Raw genomic sequence first — 14,653 nt, 5'->3', positions numbered from 1 at the left:
TTTACAGATTGAAAAGGGAGTTTGACCATGAACAAGACCATCCAGTCATTCGTCTGGGCTGCCGCGATCATTGCCGCGGCGATCGCCGCCAAGCAGGCCGGGCTCGGCGACAGCGAGAGCCTCGTCATCACCCTCGGGTTGATGGCCGCGGCGTTGGTGACGCTGCGCCCGGCCAAGCGCTGCGGGGGCTGCTGAGCATGGCGCAGGCTGACGGCGCGACCCCCGCCAAGAAGCCCGTCGTCCCGTGGTTCGCGGCGATGGCCGCCTCGCTCCTCGGGATCGCGGTCGGGCTCGAATATGGCGATATCGACGACCCGCTGCTCTCGCGCGCGCTGCTGGCCCTCCCGATCCTCTTCCTCGTCAAGGCGGGGCTCAACGCGGCGCATAACGTCGGGCGGCTCGGCCCGCGCGGGCGCGCCTCGCGCGCCTATCTGGTGCGGATGCTGATCGTCAGCGTCGCCTATGTCGGCGCGGTGTTCGCCGCCTCGGCGCTGATCGACGAGGGCGATCCGGTCACCCCGCTCAGCATCGCCATCGCGATCGTGCCGGGGCTCGCGATCGCCGGCTACTTCTACGCGATGGGGCGCTTCCTGGTCGAGCAGCAAGACGAGTTCATGCGGATGCTGATGGTGCGGCAGACGCTGGTCGCCACCGCGGTCGCCTTCTCGGCGGCCTCGATCTACGGCTTCCTCGAGAATTTCGGGCAGGTCCCGCATCTCGACGCCTATTGGTGGCCGATCACCTTCTTCTTCGGGCTCGGCCTCGGCGCGCTGGTCAACAAGCTGACCTTCGGCACCTATGGCGAGGGGTGCTGAGATGAAGAACCGGCTCAAGGTCCTGCGCGCCGAGCGCGACTGGAGCCAGGGCGACCTGGCCGAGAAGCTCGGGGTATCGCGCCAGAGCGTCAACGCCATCGAGACGGGCAAGTACGACCCCTCGCTGCCGCTCGCCTTCACCATCGCCGAGGTCTTCGAGCTCGCCATCGAGCAGATCTTCGACCCGAAAGGATAGACCCATGACGACCCTCCTCCTCGCCGCCGCGCTCGCGGCGACCACCCCCGCCCTGCCCGCCGCCGCCGCCGACATCGCTGTCGCCGCGCGCGCGGCGCCCGCCTTCGCACCGACGCGCTTCGCCGTCGAGGTCGTCGGCACCGGGCCCGACCTCCTCCTGATCCCCGGCCTGTCGAGCGTGCCCGCGGTCTACGACGCCGTGCTCGACCAGCTCGCCGCCACGCACCGCGTCCACCGCCTGACCATCGCCGGCTTCGGCGGGACCGAGGCGGGCCCCAACGCGTCGGGCGAGATCCTGCCCGCGCTGGTCGAGGAGCTCGCCGCCTATGTCGCCAGCCTGCGCGAGGGGCGCGCCGCGATCGTCGGCCATTCGCTCGGCGGCTTCACCGGGCTCAACCTCGCGCTCGCGCATCCCGAGCGGGTCGAGCGGCTGATGATCATCGATTCGCTGCCCTTCTATTCGGTGCTGTTCGATCCCGAGGCGACCCCCGAGAGCGTGCGCCCGATGGCCACGATGATGCGCCGCCAGATGCTGGCGCAGGCGGACCAGCCGCGCCCCCCCGTCGATTGCGCGGCGGTGCCGCCGATGATCGAGGCGATGGTGCGCGACGAGGGCGCGCGCTGCACCGTCATGGCGCAGACCGCGACCGCCGACCTGCGCGTCACCGGGCAGCTGTTCCACGAGGTCATGACGCGCGACGTGCGCGGGCAGCTCGGCGCGGTGACCGCGCCGGTGACGCTGCTCGTCCCGGTCGACGGCTCGCTCGACGACGATGCCGCCGCCAAGACCGCGCTCTACGCGGCGCAATATGACGGGCTCGACCAGCTCGATCTCGTCGCGATCGAGGACGCGCGGCACTTCATCATGTACGATCGCCCCGACCGCTTCGCCGAGGAACTGGCGCGCTTCCTCGCGCAATAGCGGTTCATAACCCCGACCGGGCCCGCTAGAGGGAAGGCATGACCGACCAGCCTTCCCTCCAGCACCTCGACGTCGAGGGCCGCGCCATCGCCTACCGCCACCGCCGCGGCAAGGGCCTCACCTACCTCTTCCTCCCCGGCTACGCCTCCGACATGGAGGGCGGCAAGGCGACCGCGATCGACGCCTATGCGGCGCGCGGCGGGCGCGGCTGCCTGCGGCTCGACTATTCGGGCACCGGCAGCTCGCGCGGCGATTTCGCCGACGGCACGCTCGAGCGCTGGCTCGACGAGGTGCTGGCGGCGATCGACCGGCTGGCCAAGGGGTCGGTGCTGCTGATCGGCTCGTCGATGGGCGGCTGGCTCGCGCTGGCGGCCGCGATGCGCCGCCCCGACCGCGTCGCGGGCGTGCTCGGGCTCGCCGCCGCGCCCGACTTCACCGACTGGGGTTTCTCCGAGGAAGAGAAAGCGACGATCGCGGCGACGGGGCGGCTCGAACGGGCGAGCGACTATGACGACTCCGTGATGGTGACGCACCGCGGTTTCTGGGAGTCGGGCGAGGCGCTGCGGCTGCTCGAGGCGCCGATCGACTTCGACGGGCCGGTCCGCTTCGTCCATGGCGAGAAGGACCGCGACGTGCCCGCGCGCGTCGCCGCGCGCGCGCTGCAGCGGCTCACCAGCCCCGACGTTCAGCTTCGCCTCATCAAGAATAGCGGACATCGCCTGTCGGCGCCGCACGAGATCGCCGCGATCCTCGCCGACCTCCACGCGCTCGACCAGCTGATCACCCAGAAGGGAGCCGCCGACCGATGACCCTCCTCCTTGCCGCCTTCCTCGGCGCCGCGCTCGGCGCCCAGCCCGTCCCCACCGTCGGGCTGCCGGGCGAAATGCTCGTCTGCGGCACCGACGCCAGCCGCGAGAGCCGCGAATGCCGCGCCCAGCTGGCGATGAAGGACGGGCGCCACGCCGACGCCGCCGCCGAGTTCATCGCCATCGCCGACGATGCGGCCGGGCTGGTCGAGGCGGCGCGCGCGCGCGCCGCCGCCGCCGCGCTGTTCAACGCCGCCGGGCAGCACGAGGACGCGCTGCTCGCCGCCTCGGCGGCGGCGGCGAGCAACAGCCTCGCCCCGCTCCAGCGCGGCTGGGTGCTGCTCGACAAGGCGTGGGCGTTGCACGCGCTCGGGCGCGCCGAGGAGGCCAATGCCGCGCTCGCGCAGGCCGGCCCGCTGGCGCAGGACGACCCCTTCTACTGGCTCGCCGCCGCCGAGATGGCGGGGCAGTCGGGCGACTATCCGACCGCGCTCGAACGGATCGAGCAGGCCGAGGCGCGCGCCCCCGACGCGCCCGAGGTCTTGTTCACCAAGGGCGAGGTGCTGCTGGCGTCGGGCGACGAGGCGGGGGCGCGGGCGGCGTGGACCGCCGCGGTCGCGGCGATGCCCGACCATCCCGCCGCGCGGATCGCCGCCGAACGGCTCGCCGCGCTCGCCGCCGCGGCCCCGCCCGAGGCCCCCGCGCGATGACCGCCTTCCTCCACGCCATGCTGCGGGTCACCGACCCCGCGGCGACGGTCGCCTTCTTCGAGCGGCTCGGGCTCGAGGAACGGCGCCGCAAGGACAGCGAGGCGGGACGCTTCACGCTCATCTTCCTCGGCGTCCCGGGGGAGACCGCCGAGATCGAGCTCACCCACAATTGGGACGGCGAGCCCGAGGACTTTGGCGGCGGGCGCAATTTCGGCCATCTCGCCTTCCACGTCGACGACATCTACGCCACCTGCGCCCGGCTGGCGGCGGCGGGGGTGACGATCAACCGCCCCCCGCGCGATGGCCGAATGGCTTTCGTCAAGACCCCCGACGGCATCTCGATCGAACTGCTGGACAAGGACGGCGCGCGCCCGCCTGCGGAGCCGTGGGCGTCGATGGAGAATGTCGGCACATGGTGACGCGCGCGGGCTACGAGATCGACGAACTGGGTGCGTTCACCATCGCCTGCGTGCCCGCGTTCAGCGACAATTACCACTGGCTGGTCAAGGTCGGCGAGGCGGTCGCGGTGGTCGACCCCGGCGACGGCGCCGCCTGCCTCGAGGCCGCCGCCGCGCTCGGCTGGACGATCACCCACGTCCTCGTGACCCATTGGCACCCCGACCACTCCGGGGGCAATCTGGCGATCAAGCAGGCCAGCGGGGCGACGGTCCTCGGCCCCGCGGGCGAGGCCGACAAGGTGCCGGGGCTCGACCGCGCGCTCGAGGACGGCGATCGGATCGAGCTGGGCGGGCAGGCGGCCACGATCTGGCACGTGCCGGGGCATACGCTCGGCCACATCGCCTATGTCTTCGACGACGGCCCCGTCTTCTGCGGCGACACGCTGTTCGCGATGGGCTGCGGGCGGCTGTTCGAGGGCACCCCCGAGCAGATGCATGCGAGCCTGCAGCGGCTGACCGCGCTGCCCGCCGATACGCCGCTCTACTGCGCGCACGAATATACCCTCGCCAACGCGCGCTTCGCGGTCACCGCGGAGCCCGACAACGCCGCCATCGCCGAACGGCTCGAGGCGGTCGCGGCGCGGCGCGCGGCGGGCGAGCGGACGGTCCCCACCACGGTGGCGCAGGAGCGGGCGACCAACCCCTTCGTCCGCGCCCCCGACCCGTTCATCCTGGCGAAACATCGCAAGGCCAAGGATCGTTTCTAGGACGCAACCGAAAATGGAGTCGTTCCGATGACCCGAATCCCAGTCCTCGCCCCGCTCGTGCTGCTGGCGGGCTGCGCGGCCCCCTCCGCCTACGAGATGAGCGCCGACGACCAGAGCGAACTTGCCGAACTGCTCGGCGACCGCGTGCCCGACGAGCCGGTGCGCTGCCTGCCGATGAACACGCAGGGCTCGACCGCGATCGACGAGCGCACGATCGTCTATCGCTCGGGCAACACGCGCTATCTCCAGACCTTCGAGGCCGATTGCAACGACGTCGACCGCATCGGCAACGCGCTGGTGATCGAAAGCCAGATGGGGCGCACCTGCAGCGGCGACATCGCGCGGGTGGTCGATACCGTGTCGGGGATGACCGGCGGGGTGTGCGTGTTCCGCGACTTCATCCCCTATCGCGACCCCGAATAGGCGCGGCGCCCGACAGACGCGACCCGATAGACGCGAGCCTCGGGCGGCGCGGCGCCGCACCCGTCAGCGCTTGTAGAGCTTGCCCAGCCGCTCCTCGTAGACCGCGTTGATCTTGTGCCGCCGGATCGACTGCTTGGGGGTGAGCATCTCGTTGTCGACGGTGAAGGGCTCGTCGGCGATGATGAAGCGCCGCACCTTCTCGATCACCGACAGGTCGGCGTTGACGCGGTCGACCGCCTCGCCGAGCGCGCGCTTGACCTCCTCGGCGTTCATCCCGCGGGTGGCTTCGGCGTCGGGCACCAGCAGCGCGACGATATAGGGGCGGCGATCGCCATAGACCATCGCCTGCCCGATCTCGGGCTGCAGCGTGAGGATCCCCTCGATCCGCTGCGGCGCGACATTGTCGCCCTTGTCGAGGACGATGAGGTCCTTCTTGCGGTCGGTGATCTTGATCCGGCCCTTCTCGTCGAGATGCCCGACATCGCCGGTCAGCAGCCAGCCGTCCTCGTCGAGCACCTTGGCGGTATCGTCTTTGTTGCGCCAATAGCCGGTCATCACCAGTTCGCCGCGCACGCAGATCTCGCCATCCTCCGCGATCTTCACCTCGGTATTCTTCAAGGGCGGCCCGACCGTGTCCATCCGCAACCCCGCGCTCGGGCGGTTGCAGCTGATCACCGGCCCGCTCTCGGTCTGGCCATAGCCCTGCAGCATGGTCAGCCCCATCGCCTGGAAGAACAGCCCGACCTCGGGGTTGAGCGGCGCGCCGCCCGAGACCATCGCCTTCATCCGCCCGCCGAACTTGTCGCGCACCTTCTTGCGCAGCGTCTGCGACAGGATCGCGTCCATCGGCGCGTCGAGCAGGCTCGAGCGGCCCTCGTAGCGCTTCGCCTCGATCTGCAGCGCGCGCTTGAGCAGGTAGGCGGCCAGACCGCCCTCCTTCTCGATGGTCTTGAGCATCTTGGCGCGCAGCATCTCGAACAGCCGCGGCACCACGACCATGATCGTCGGCCTCGTCTCCTCGATGTTGGCGGCGAGCTTCTCGAGCCCTTCCGCATAATAGATCTGCGCGCCCAGCCCGATCGGGAAATGCTGTCCGCCCGTATGCTCGTAGGCGTGGCTGGCGGGCAGGAAGGAGAGGAACACCTCGTCGTCCCAGCCGAAGTCGTTGGCGATCACGTCGACGCACCCCTCGACATTGTGGAGGATCATCCCGTGATGCTGCTTGACCCCGCGCGGCGCGCCCCCGGTGCCCGAGGTGTAGATCAGGCAGGCCAAATCGCTCCGCCCCTTCTGCCGCGCCTCTTCCTCGAAGGCGATGAGGTCGGCCTCGGTCTCGACGAGGTCACCCCAGTGGTGGAACTTGGCAACATCGGGCGACTGGCCCGTGATGATGTCGTCGATCGAGATGATGTGATGGCATTCACTCGCGAACAGCACCGCGGGGATCAGCGGTTCGGCCAACTTCTGGGTCGACACGATCACCGCGCGCGCATCGCTGTTGCCGAGGATATGCTGGTGGTCGCGCGTCGTGTTGGTGGTGTAGGTCGGCACCGTGACGCAGCCCGCCGCCATGATCGCGAGGTCGGCGATCAGCCATTCGGGGCGGTTCTCGCTGACCAGCATGACGCGGTCGCCTTCCTCCATCCCGAGGTTGCGCAGCCCCTGCGCCATGCCCGCCACCATCTCGCTCGCGCGGCGCCAGCTGATCGACTGCCAGCCGCCATCCTTCTTGGCCCACAGAAAGGGCGCATCGCCCTTCTCGCGCGCGCGGGTGAAGAACATCGTCACCAGGTTGGGGAAATGCTCGAGTTCGGTGCGACGACTCGCCATGGGGTCTCCTCTCCACGCGGGAACACGCCTCCTGACTGGCGCGATCCCGTAAAATTCGGGCTGTCATAGCGCATTTTGGCCACCGATAAAGAGCGCGCCTCCGATGGACAGGGGGCCAGCGGCTGGCTAGCAACCGTGGCCATGACCCGGCTTTTCCCGCTCCTGCTCGCGCTCCTCCTTGCTGCCTGCGCCACCCCGCAGGCCGCGCTCGGCCCCGACGATCGCGCGACCCACCGTCCCTTCGTGATCGCCGCCAACCCGCTCGCCGCCGAGGCGGGGATGGACATCCTCGAGCGCGGCGGCAGCGCCGCCGACGCGGCGGTCGCGGTGCAGGCGATGCTCAGCCTCGTCGAGCCGCAATCCTCGGGCGTGGGCGGGGGCGCCTTCCTCCATTTCTACGACGCCGACACGAGCACGAGCCGCGTCTACGACGGCCGCGAGGTCGCCCCCGCGGGCGCCAGCCGCACCATGTTCCTCGACGCCGACGGCAACCGCCTGTCCTATCGCGCCGCCGTCCTCTCGGGCCGCGCCGTCGGGGTGCCGGGCGCCATCGCCGCGCTGCACGCCGCGCACGCGGATCATGGCCGCCTCGGCTGGGACCGGCTGTTCACCAAGGCCATCGTCACCGCCGAGGAAGGCTTCATCATCAGCCCGCGGCTGGGCAACTTCCTCGCGATGGATTTCCCCCAGCTCTCGCAGCCCGACGCGGTGCGCTATTTCGGCGACAAGACCACCGGCGATCGCCTGCGCAACCTCGCCTACGGCGACTTCCTGCGCCGCCTGCGGCTCGAGGGGCCCGCGGCGCTGGTCGCCGGCCCGACCGCCGAGCGCATCGTCGCCAAGACGCGCGAGGGCGAGCTGCCCGGCACGCTGACGCTGGCCGACCTGGCCGCCTATGAGGTGATCGAGCGCGACCCCGTCTGCACCGACTGGCTACGCTTCTCGGTCTGCGCCCCGCCCCCGCCCTCCTCGGGCGCCGCCTTCCTCCAGCTGCTGGGGCTGCTCGAGCGCACCGCCATCGCCGAGACCAGCGCCGACGACCCCGAGGGCTGGTACCTCTTCGCGATGGCGAGCCGCCTCATGTACGCCGATCGCGACGCCTATTTCGGCGACGTCCCCGACGTACCGATCGCGGGGCTGCTCGCCCCCGACTATCTCGACGCGCGCGCCCGCCTCATCGCCCCCACCGCCGGCCCCGCGCCCGAAGCCGGGCGCCCCGAGGGCGCGCGGCGCCCGGTGCCCGACCGGACGATGGAGCCGACCGGCACCAGCCACTTCATCGTGCGCGACCGCTATGGCGATGCCATCTCGATCACCACCACCGTCGAATCGATCTTCGGTACCGGGCGCATGGTCGACGGCTTCTTCCTCAACAACCAGCTCACCGACTTCAGCTTCGATCCGCTGTCGGCCGATGGCGAGGCGCACCCCAATGCCGTCGCGCCGGGCAAGCGCCCGCGCTCCTCGATGATCCCGCTGATCCTGCTCGACGACGGCGAATTCGCCGGCGCGATCGGCTCGGCCGGGGGCAATTCGATCCCCGCCTATGTCGGCAAGACGCTGGTCGGCGCGACCTACTGGGGGCTGAGCATGGAGGAAGCGCTGGCGCTGCCCAACCTCATCGCCCGGGGCGAGACGATCGGCGCCGAGGTCGACAAGCTGCCCGCTGGCGTGGTCGCGGGGCTGGCCGCGCGCGGGGTCGCGCTCGCGCCCGGGCAGGGCGAGGGCTCGGGGGTGCACGGGGTCATCATCCGCACCGACGGCCGCATCGACGGCGGCGCCGATCCGCGCCGCGAGGGAGTCGTCCTGATCGGCGAATGAGCGCTAGAGGTCGGCGCCGACGATGTCGGCGATGTTGGCGATACCCTCGTCCTCGAGCCGCTTGGCGAGCTGGCCGTTGAGACGCATCGCCAACCCCGGCCCTTCGTAGACGAGCGCCGAATAGAGCTGGACGAGGCTCGCGCCGCTGCGCATCCGGTCCCAGACGTCGTCGACGGTCTCGATCCCCCCCGCCGCGATCAGCGGGATCTTGCCCTTGGTCGCGGCGGCGAAGGCGCGCAGCGCCTCGAGCGCCTTGGCCTTGAGCGGGCGCCCCGACAGCCCCCCCGTCTCCTGCGCGTGGGCCGAGCGCAGCCCCTCGGGGCGCTCGATCGTGGTGTTGGACACGATGATCCCGTCGATCTTGCTCGCCAGCGCGACCCGCGCGATCCGCGCCGGGTCGTCCTCGGCCAGGTCGGGGGCGACCTTGAGGAAGATCGGCGGGCCCCTCTCGCCGCGCGTCTCGCGCACCAGCTTGAGCAGTTCCTTCAGCGCCTTGGGGCTCTGCAGCTGCCGCAGCCCCGGGGTGTTGGGGGAGGAGATGTTGACCGTCAGATAGTCGGCGTAGGGCGACATCGAGACCACGCCGCGGCGATAATCTCCGATGCGATCCTCACTGTCCTTGTTGGCGCCGATATTGACCCCCATGATCCCGCGCCGGTGATCGCGGAACGAGACCCGCCCGCGCACCATGTCCTGCCCGTCATTGTTGAACCCCATGCGGTTGATCACCGCGCGATCCTCGGTCAGCCGGAACAGCCGGGGCTTTTCATTGCCCTCCTGCGGCATCGGGGTGACGGTGCCGATCTCCACGAAGCCGAACCCGAGCCCGAGCATCGCGTCGGGCACCTCGCCGTTCTTGTCGAACCCCGCCGCGAGCCCGATCGGGCTGGGGAAATGCAGCCCCGCGACATCCTGCCCGAGGCAGGCCGCGAAGGTCGGCACGGGCCGCTTGGGCAGATATTTCAACGCCAGAATCGTCAACCGGTGGGCCTGTTCGGCGTCCATCCGGAAGATCAGGGGGCGGGTGAGACCGTAGAGCATGCACGCTTCCCTAGCCTTGTCGCGCTGGTCCGGGCAAGAAGATCGCAAGCCGGGGCCGGACGGGCCCCATCACCCGCTGTCAGGAGTCTCGATCATGCGCCTCTTCATCCTTGCCGCCGCCAGCCTCGGCACCATCGCCTGCGCCACCGCGCAGACCGCCCCGCAGGCGAGCGCGACGGCGCCCGCCGCGCCCGAGACACAGCGCGCGGCGGCGACCGCCGGCGACCCCGCGCTGGCCGCGCTGTTCGAGGACTATGATGCCGCGCTGCTCGAGCTGTCGCCGCTTTCCAAGGCGTATCGCGGGATCATCGACGAGGATTATGGCACCTGGGGCGACGTCTCGGAGGCCAATGCCGCGGCCCGGCTCGACCTGATGCGCGCGACCGCGGCCCGGCTGCGCGCCGAGTTCGACCCCGCGACGCTGTCGGTGCAGGACCGGCTGAGCTACGAGATCTTCCTGCGCGAGGTGGCCAATGCCGAACGGCTGGAGCCGTTCGAGCGCCACGGCTTCCTGTTCAACCAGATGTTCGGCCAGCAGTCCGCCGCTCCCGCCTTCCTCATCAACATCCACCGCATCGGCACTGTCGAGCATGCGCGCGCCTATATCGCGCGGATCGCCGACATCGGCCGGATCTGGCCCGAACTGGCGCAGCAGTCGGCGGCGCGCGCGGCCGACGGCATCATGCCCCCCAAGTGGGTCTACCCGCGGGTCATCTCCGACATCGACAATCTGCTCGAGGCGGGAATGGATAATGCCGTGCTCGCCGACTTTGCCGACAAGGTGGCAGCGCTCGAGATCGCGGCCGACGAAAAAGCAGCGCTGATCGCCGCGGCGGAGGCGGCCTGGCGCGACGAGGCGATGCCCGCGATGGCGCTGCTGCGCGCCGAGATGGTGCGGCAGGAAGCGATGGCGGGGACCGACGACGGGGTCTGGCGGCTGCCCGACGGCGATACCTATTACCGCCTCCTCCTGCGGCAATATACCGACAGCGACTACAGCCCCGAGGAAGTGCATCAGATCGGGCTCGCCAATGTCGCGCGGATCCATGCCGAGATGCGCGCGATCATGCGCCAGGTCGGGTTCGAGGGAAGCCTGTCCGACTTCTTCGAACATACCCGCACCGATCCGCGCTTCTTTGCCAAGAGCCGCGCCGAATATCTCGAGAAAGCGGCGGCGGTGCAGGCGCGGATGGACGCCAGGCTCCCGCTCTATTTCGGGCTGCTCCCGACCGACCCGCTGGTGGTCAAGCCGGTCGAGGCGTTCCGCGAGAAGTCGGCGGGCAAGGCCTTCTACCAGTCGCCCGCGCCCGACGGCTCGCGCCCCGGGGTCTATTACGTCAATCTCTACGATCTCAACGCGATGAGCCTCAACGAGCTTGAGGCGCTGGCCTATCACGAGGGCAATCCGGGGCACCACCTCCAGCGCTCGATCCAGACCGGGCTCGAGGGGCTGCCCGCCTTCCGCCGGTTCGGCGGCCAGACCGCCTATTCGGAAGGCTGGGGGCTCTACAGCGAGGAGCTCGGCAAGGACATGGGCTTCTACACCGATCCCTATTCGGACTTCGGGCGGCTCGGGATGGAATTGTGGCGCGCGGCGCGGCTGGTGGTCGATACCGGCATCCACCACCAGCGCTGGAGCCGCGAGGAAGCGATCGACTATCTGATGACCAACACACCCAACCCCGAGGGCGACGTGGTCAAGGCGATCGAGCGCTATATCGTCATGCCCGGGCAGGCGACCGCCTACATGATCGGCAAGCTCCGAATCATGGAGGCACGCGCCGAGGCGGCGGCCGCGCTGGGCGAGGATTTCGACTGGCGCGGGTTCCACGACGCGATCCTCTCGACCGGTCCGGTGCCGCTCGACGTGATGGACAAGAATGTCGAGCGCTGGGTCGCCGAGCGGCAGGCGGCGCGCGCGGGCACCGCATCGGGCGGGGCGCAATAGCGCACGGGCACCGCGCCGGGCGGGGCGCCATAGCGCCCGTCGCCCGCGCGGCGCGGTTGCGAACGACTCGCAACTCCCCGAAATCGCTTGAAATAGGGGCGGCGCATCCCTAGCTCGCCAATCGGAACGAATTGGTCCGATTAAGAGCTGACCCCACGACGATGCGCCTGACCCATCTTGCCGATTACGCGGTCGTGATGATGACCGCCGCCGCCCGTGCCCCGGGCGAACGGCTGAGCGCGGCCGCGATCGCCGAGCGCACGGGGGTGCCGCTGCCGACCGCGCAGAAGCTGATGCAGGCGCTCGCGCGCGCCGACCTGCTCGACGGGCAGCGCGGCGCGGGCGGCGGCTATCGCCTCTCGCGCCCGGCCCCCGACATCAGCCTCGCCGACATCATCGAGGCGGTCGAGGGGCCGATCGCGATGACGCAATGCGCCGACGGCGGGCCGTCGGGCTGCGCGCTCGACACCACCTGCCGCGTCAAGCCGCACATGGGGATCGTCGGGCAGAAGGTCCGCGGCGCGCTGCAGGACGTCACTTTGGAAGAATTGAGCCTTTGAGATGAACGACCCCAAGACCCTGACCTCCCGCGAGGAGATGAACCCCGAGGCCCGCGAGGCGCTCGACAAGGACTATGAGTGGGGTTTCTCGACCGACATCGAGCAGGAGTTCGCGCCCAAGGGCCTCGACGAGGACACGGTGCGCTTCATCTCGGCCAAGAAGGGCGAGCCCGAGTGGATGCTCGAATGGCGCCTCAAGGGCTTTCGCGCCTGGCTCGAGATGGAGGAGGTCGACTGGGCCAAGCTGACGATCCCGCCGATCGACTACCAGGACGCTTATTATTACGCCGAGCCCAAGAAGAAGCCGACGCTGAAAAGCCTCGACGAGCTCGACCCCGAGATCCGCCGCACCTACGAGAAGCTCGGCATCCCGATCGAGGAGCAGAAGGTGCTCGCGGGGGTCGAGGGCGCGCGCAAGGTCGCGGTCGACGCGGTCTTCGATAGCGTCAGTGTCGCCACGACCTTCCGCGACGAGCTTGAGAAGGCGGGCGTCGTCTTCATGTCGATCTCCGAGGCCATCAAGAAGCACCCCGACAAGGTGAAGAAGTATCTCGGCAGCGTCGTGCCCCAGCGCGACAATTATTTCGCCTGTTTGAACAGCGCGGTCTTCTCCGACGGCACCTTCGTCTACGTCCCCGAGGGCGTGCGCTGCCCGATGGAGCTGTCGACCTATTTCCGCATCAACGCCGAGAATACCGGCCAGTTCGAGCGCACGCTGATTGTCGCCGACAAGGGCAGCTACGTTTCCTATCTCGAGGGCTGCACCGCGCCGATGCGCGATGAAAACCAGCTCCACGCCGCCGTGGTCGAGATCTACGCGCACGAGGACGCCGAGGTGAAATACTCCACCGTCCAGAACTGGTATCCGGGCGACAAGGAGGGCAAGGGCGGGATCTACAATTTCGTGACCAAGCGCGCGCTGTGCGCGGGCGACCGCTCGAAGGTGAGCTGGACGCAGGTCGAGACCGGCAGCGCCATCACCTGGAAATATCCGAGCTGCATCCTCAAGGGCGACGACAGCGTCGGCGAATTCTACTCGGTCGCGCTCACCAACAATTTCCAGCAGGCCGACACCGGCACCAAGATGATCCACATCGGCAAGAACAGCCGCTCGACGATCATCTCCAAGGGCATTTCGGCGGGCAAGTCGGACAATACCTATCGCGGGCTCGTCCGCGTGCTGCCCAAGGCCGAAAATGTCCGCAACTTCACCCAGTGCGACAGCCTGCTGCTGGGCTCGACCTGCGGCGCGCACACCGTGCCCTATATCGAGGTGAAGAACCCCACCGCGACGATCGAGCACGAGGCCACCACCTCCAAGATCAGCGAGGACCAGATGTTCTACGCGCAGGCCCGCGGGCTCGACGAGGAAGCCGCCGTCGCGCTCATCGTCAACGGCTTCGCCAAGGAAGTCTTGAAGGAACTCCCGATGGAGTTCGCCGTCGAGGCGCAGAAGCTCCTCGCCTTGTCACTGGAAGGGAGTGTCGGATGATCCGCTACGTACCCAAGGATATCGCCAAGGACGTCACCGCCTTCGTCGAGAAGAGCTGCAAGGAAACCGGCGTCCATACCGACGAGACCACCGGTCGCGTCGCCATCGCCACCACCTCCGAAAAGGACGCGGAGAAGATCCGCAAGAAATTCGCCGACAAGGGATTTGTGCTCTAAGCCATGCTCAATATCGAAAACCTCCACGTCGCCACCGGCGACAAGCCCATCCTCAAGGGGCTCGACCTCGACGTCCCCACAGGCGAAGTGCATGCCATCATGGGCCCCAATGGCGCGGGCAAGTCGACGCTCGCCTATGCGCTCGGCGGCCGCCCCGGCTATGAGGTGACCGACGGCTCGGCCACCTTCGCGGGCAAGGACCTGCTCGAGATGGACCCGCACGAGCGCGCCGCCGCGGGGCTCTTCCTCGGCTTCCAATATCCGGTCGAGATCCCCGGCGTGTCGATGCTCCAGTTCCTGCGCGAGAGCCTCAACGCCCAGCGCCGCACCCGCGGCGAGGAGGAGCTCTCGGGCGCCGACTTCATCCGCCTCGCCAAGGAGCAGGCGGGCGCGCTCGGGCTTGCCCCCGACATGCTCAAGCGCCCCGTCAACGTCGGCTTCTCGGGCGGCGAGAAGAAGCGCGCCGAGATGGTCCAGATGGGCATCATGGCGCCCAAATTCGCGATCCTCGACGAGACCGACAGCGGGCTCGACATCGACGCGCTCAAGGCCGTCGGCGAGGGCATCAACCGCATCATGCGCGCGCCCGACAAGGGCGTGCTCCTCATCACGCACTACCAGCGCCTCCTCGACTATGTGCAGCCCGACAAGGTGCACGTCCTGTCGGCGGGCCGCATCGTCAAGTCGGGCGGCCCCGACCTCGCGCTCCAGCTCGAGCGCGAAGGCTATGCCGAGGTGGTGGCCTGAC

Annotated in this window: 17 protein-coding genes; 15 read left to right on the top strand and 2 right to left on the bottom strand. The window is 69.3% G+C overall.

Translation table 11 applies throughout. The features are described 5' to 3' along the window. Positions 1-27 precede the first annotated feature (27 nt). From L8951_RS05905 to L8951_RS05865, 9 genes are read left to right on the top strand one after another with little or no spacing between them, the layout of a single operon-like run. On the top strand, positions 28-195 hold the full coding sequence (locus L8951_RS05905) for a hypothetical protein (protein ID WP_244382079.1): 168 nt from the start codon (positions 28-30) through the stop codon (positions 193-195). Between the two features lie 2 nt (positions 196-197). Beyond that, positions 198-815, top strand: a complete 618-nt coding sequence (locus L8951_RS05900; RefSeq protein WP_244382078.1) for a hypothetical protein — start codon at positions 198-200, stop codon at positions 813-815. A 1-nt stretch (position 816) separates the two neighbouring features. Beyond that, a complete protein-coding gene (locus L8951_RS05895) occupies positions 817-1,011 on the top strand; it encodes a helix-turn-helix transcriptional regulator (RefSeq protein ID WP_244382077.1) in 195 nt (64 codons plus the stop codon). Positions 1,012-1,015: 4 nt separating this feature from the next. After that, positions 1,016-1,933 (top strand): alpha/beta fold hydrolase, encoded by a 918-nt coding sequence (locus L8951_RS05890; protein ID WP_244382076.1) that lies wholly within the window; start codon positions 1,016-1,018, stop codon positions 1,931-1,933. A gap of 38 nt (positions 1,934-1,971) precedes the next feature. Then, on the top strand, positions 1,972-2,742 hold the full coding sequence (locus L8951_RS05885; RefSeq protein WP_244382075.1) for an alpha/beta fold hydrolase: 771 nt from the start codon (positions 1,972-1,974) through the stop codon (positions 2,740-2,742). Then, a complete protein-coding gene (locus L8951_RS05880) occupies positions 2,739-3,449 on the top strand; it encodes a tetratricopeptide repeat protein (RefSeq protein ID WP_244382074.1) in 711 nt (236 codons plus the stop codon). Before L8951_RS05885 ends, L8951_RS05880 begins: the two co-directional genes overlap by 4 nt. Beyond that, complete coding sequence (locus tag L8951_RS05875; RefSeq protein WP_244382073.1) at positions 3,446-3,868, top strand: VOC family protein; 423 nt, start codon at positions 3,446-3,448, stop codon at positions 3,866-3,868. The genes L8951_RS05880 and L8951_RS05875 overlap by 4 nt, the downstream gene beginning before the upstream one ends. Further along, positions 3,862-4,614, top strand: coding sequence for a hydroxyacylglutathione hydrolase (gene gloB, locus L8951_RS05870; protein WP_244382072.1), 753 nt, complete (start codon positions 3,862-3,864; stop codon positions 4,612-4,614). The genes L8951_RS05875 and gloB overlap by 7 nt, the downstream gene beginning before the upstream one ends. 27 nt (positions 4,615-4,641) lie before the next feature. After that, positions 4,642-5,037: a DUF6491 family protein gene (locus L8951_RS05865; RefSeq protein WP_244382071.1), complete on the top strand. Its 396-nt coding sequence runs from the start codon at positions 4,642-4,644 to the stop codon at positions 5,035-5,037. A gap of 63 nt (positions 5,038-5,100) precedes the next feature. Here the strand turns inward: L8951_RS05865 and L8951_RS05860 are convergent, their stop codons facing one another. Then, positions 5,101-6,867, bottom strand: coding sequence for an AMP-dependent synthetase/ligase (locus L8951_RS05860; protein WP_244382070.1), 1,767 nt, complete (start codon positions 6,865-6,867; stop codon positions 5,101-5,103). A gap of 141 nt (positions 6,868-7,008) precedes the next feature. Between L8951_RS05860 and L8951_RS05855 the strand changes: the two genes are divergently transcribed. Continuing rightward, entirely contained in the window at positions 7,009-8,688 is a 1,680-nt protein-coding gene (locus tag L8951_RS05855) for a gamma-glutamyltransferase family protein (protein ID WP_244382069.1), read from the top strand. 3 nt (positions 8,689-8,691) lie between these two features. On the opposite strand, the gene L8951_RS05850 is transcribed toward L8951_RS05855, so the two are convergent. Continuing rightward, positions 8,692-9,729: a quinone-dependent dihydroorotate dehydrogenase gene (locus L8951_RS05850; RefSeq protein WP_244382068.1), complete on the bottom strand. Its 1,038-nt coding sequence runs from the start codon at positions 9,727-9,729 to the stop codon at positions 8,692-8,694. 94 nt (positions 9,730-9,823) lie between these two features. On the opposite strand from L8951_RS05850, the gene L8951_RS05845 reads away from it, so the two are divergent. The 5 genes from L8951_RS05845 to sufC all read left to right on the top strand — a co-directional run bounded on the left by L8951_RS05845 (position 9,824) and on the right by sufC (position 14,652). After that, entirely contained in the window at positions 9,824-11,677 is a 1,854-nt protein-coding gene (locus L8951_RS05845) for a DUF885 domain-containing protein (RefSeq protein ID WP_244382067.1), read from the top strand. Positions 11,678-11,838: 161 nt separating this feature from the next. Next, positions 11,839-12,237, top strand: a complete 399-nt coding sequence (locus L8951_RS05840) for an SUF system Fe-S cluster assembly regulator (protein WP_244382066.1) — start codon at positions 11,839-11,841, stop codon at positions 12,235-12,237. A gap of 37 nt (positions 12,238-12,274) precedes the next feature. Next, positions 12,275-13,729, top strand: coding sequence for a Fe-S cluster assembly protein SufB (sufB, locus tag L8951_RS05835; protein ID WP_244383198.1), 1,455 nt, complete (start codon positions 12,275-12,277; stop codon positions 13,727-13,729). Then, the gene (locus L8951_RS05830) at positions 13,726-13,905 is read left to right on the top strand and encodes a hypothetical protein (protein ID WP_244382065.1); all 180 of its coding nucleotides are present in this window, start codon (positions 13,726-13,728) and stop codon (positions 13,903-13,905) included. Before sufB ends, L8951_RS05830 begins: the two co-directional genes overlap by 4 nt. A gap of 3 nt (positions 13,906-13,908) precedes the next feature. Further along, positions 13,909-14,652 (top strand): Fe-S cluster assembly ATPase SufC, encoded by a 744-nt coding sequence (gene sufC / locus L8951_RS05825; RefSeq protein ID WP_244382064.1) that lies wholly within the window; start codon positions 13,909-13,911, stop codon positions 14,650-14,652. Position 14,653: the final 1 nt, after the last annotated feature.

Origin of the sequence: Sphingomicrobium astaxanthinifaciens (assembly GCF_022865105.1) — a bacterium.
Lineage (GTDB): Bacteria > Pseudomonadota > Alphaproteobacteria > Sphingomonadales > Sphingomonadaceae > Sphingomicrobium > Sphingomicrobium astaxanthinifaciens.
This window is presented reverse-complemented; position numbering and strand designations above follow the sequence as displayed.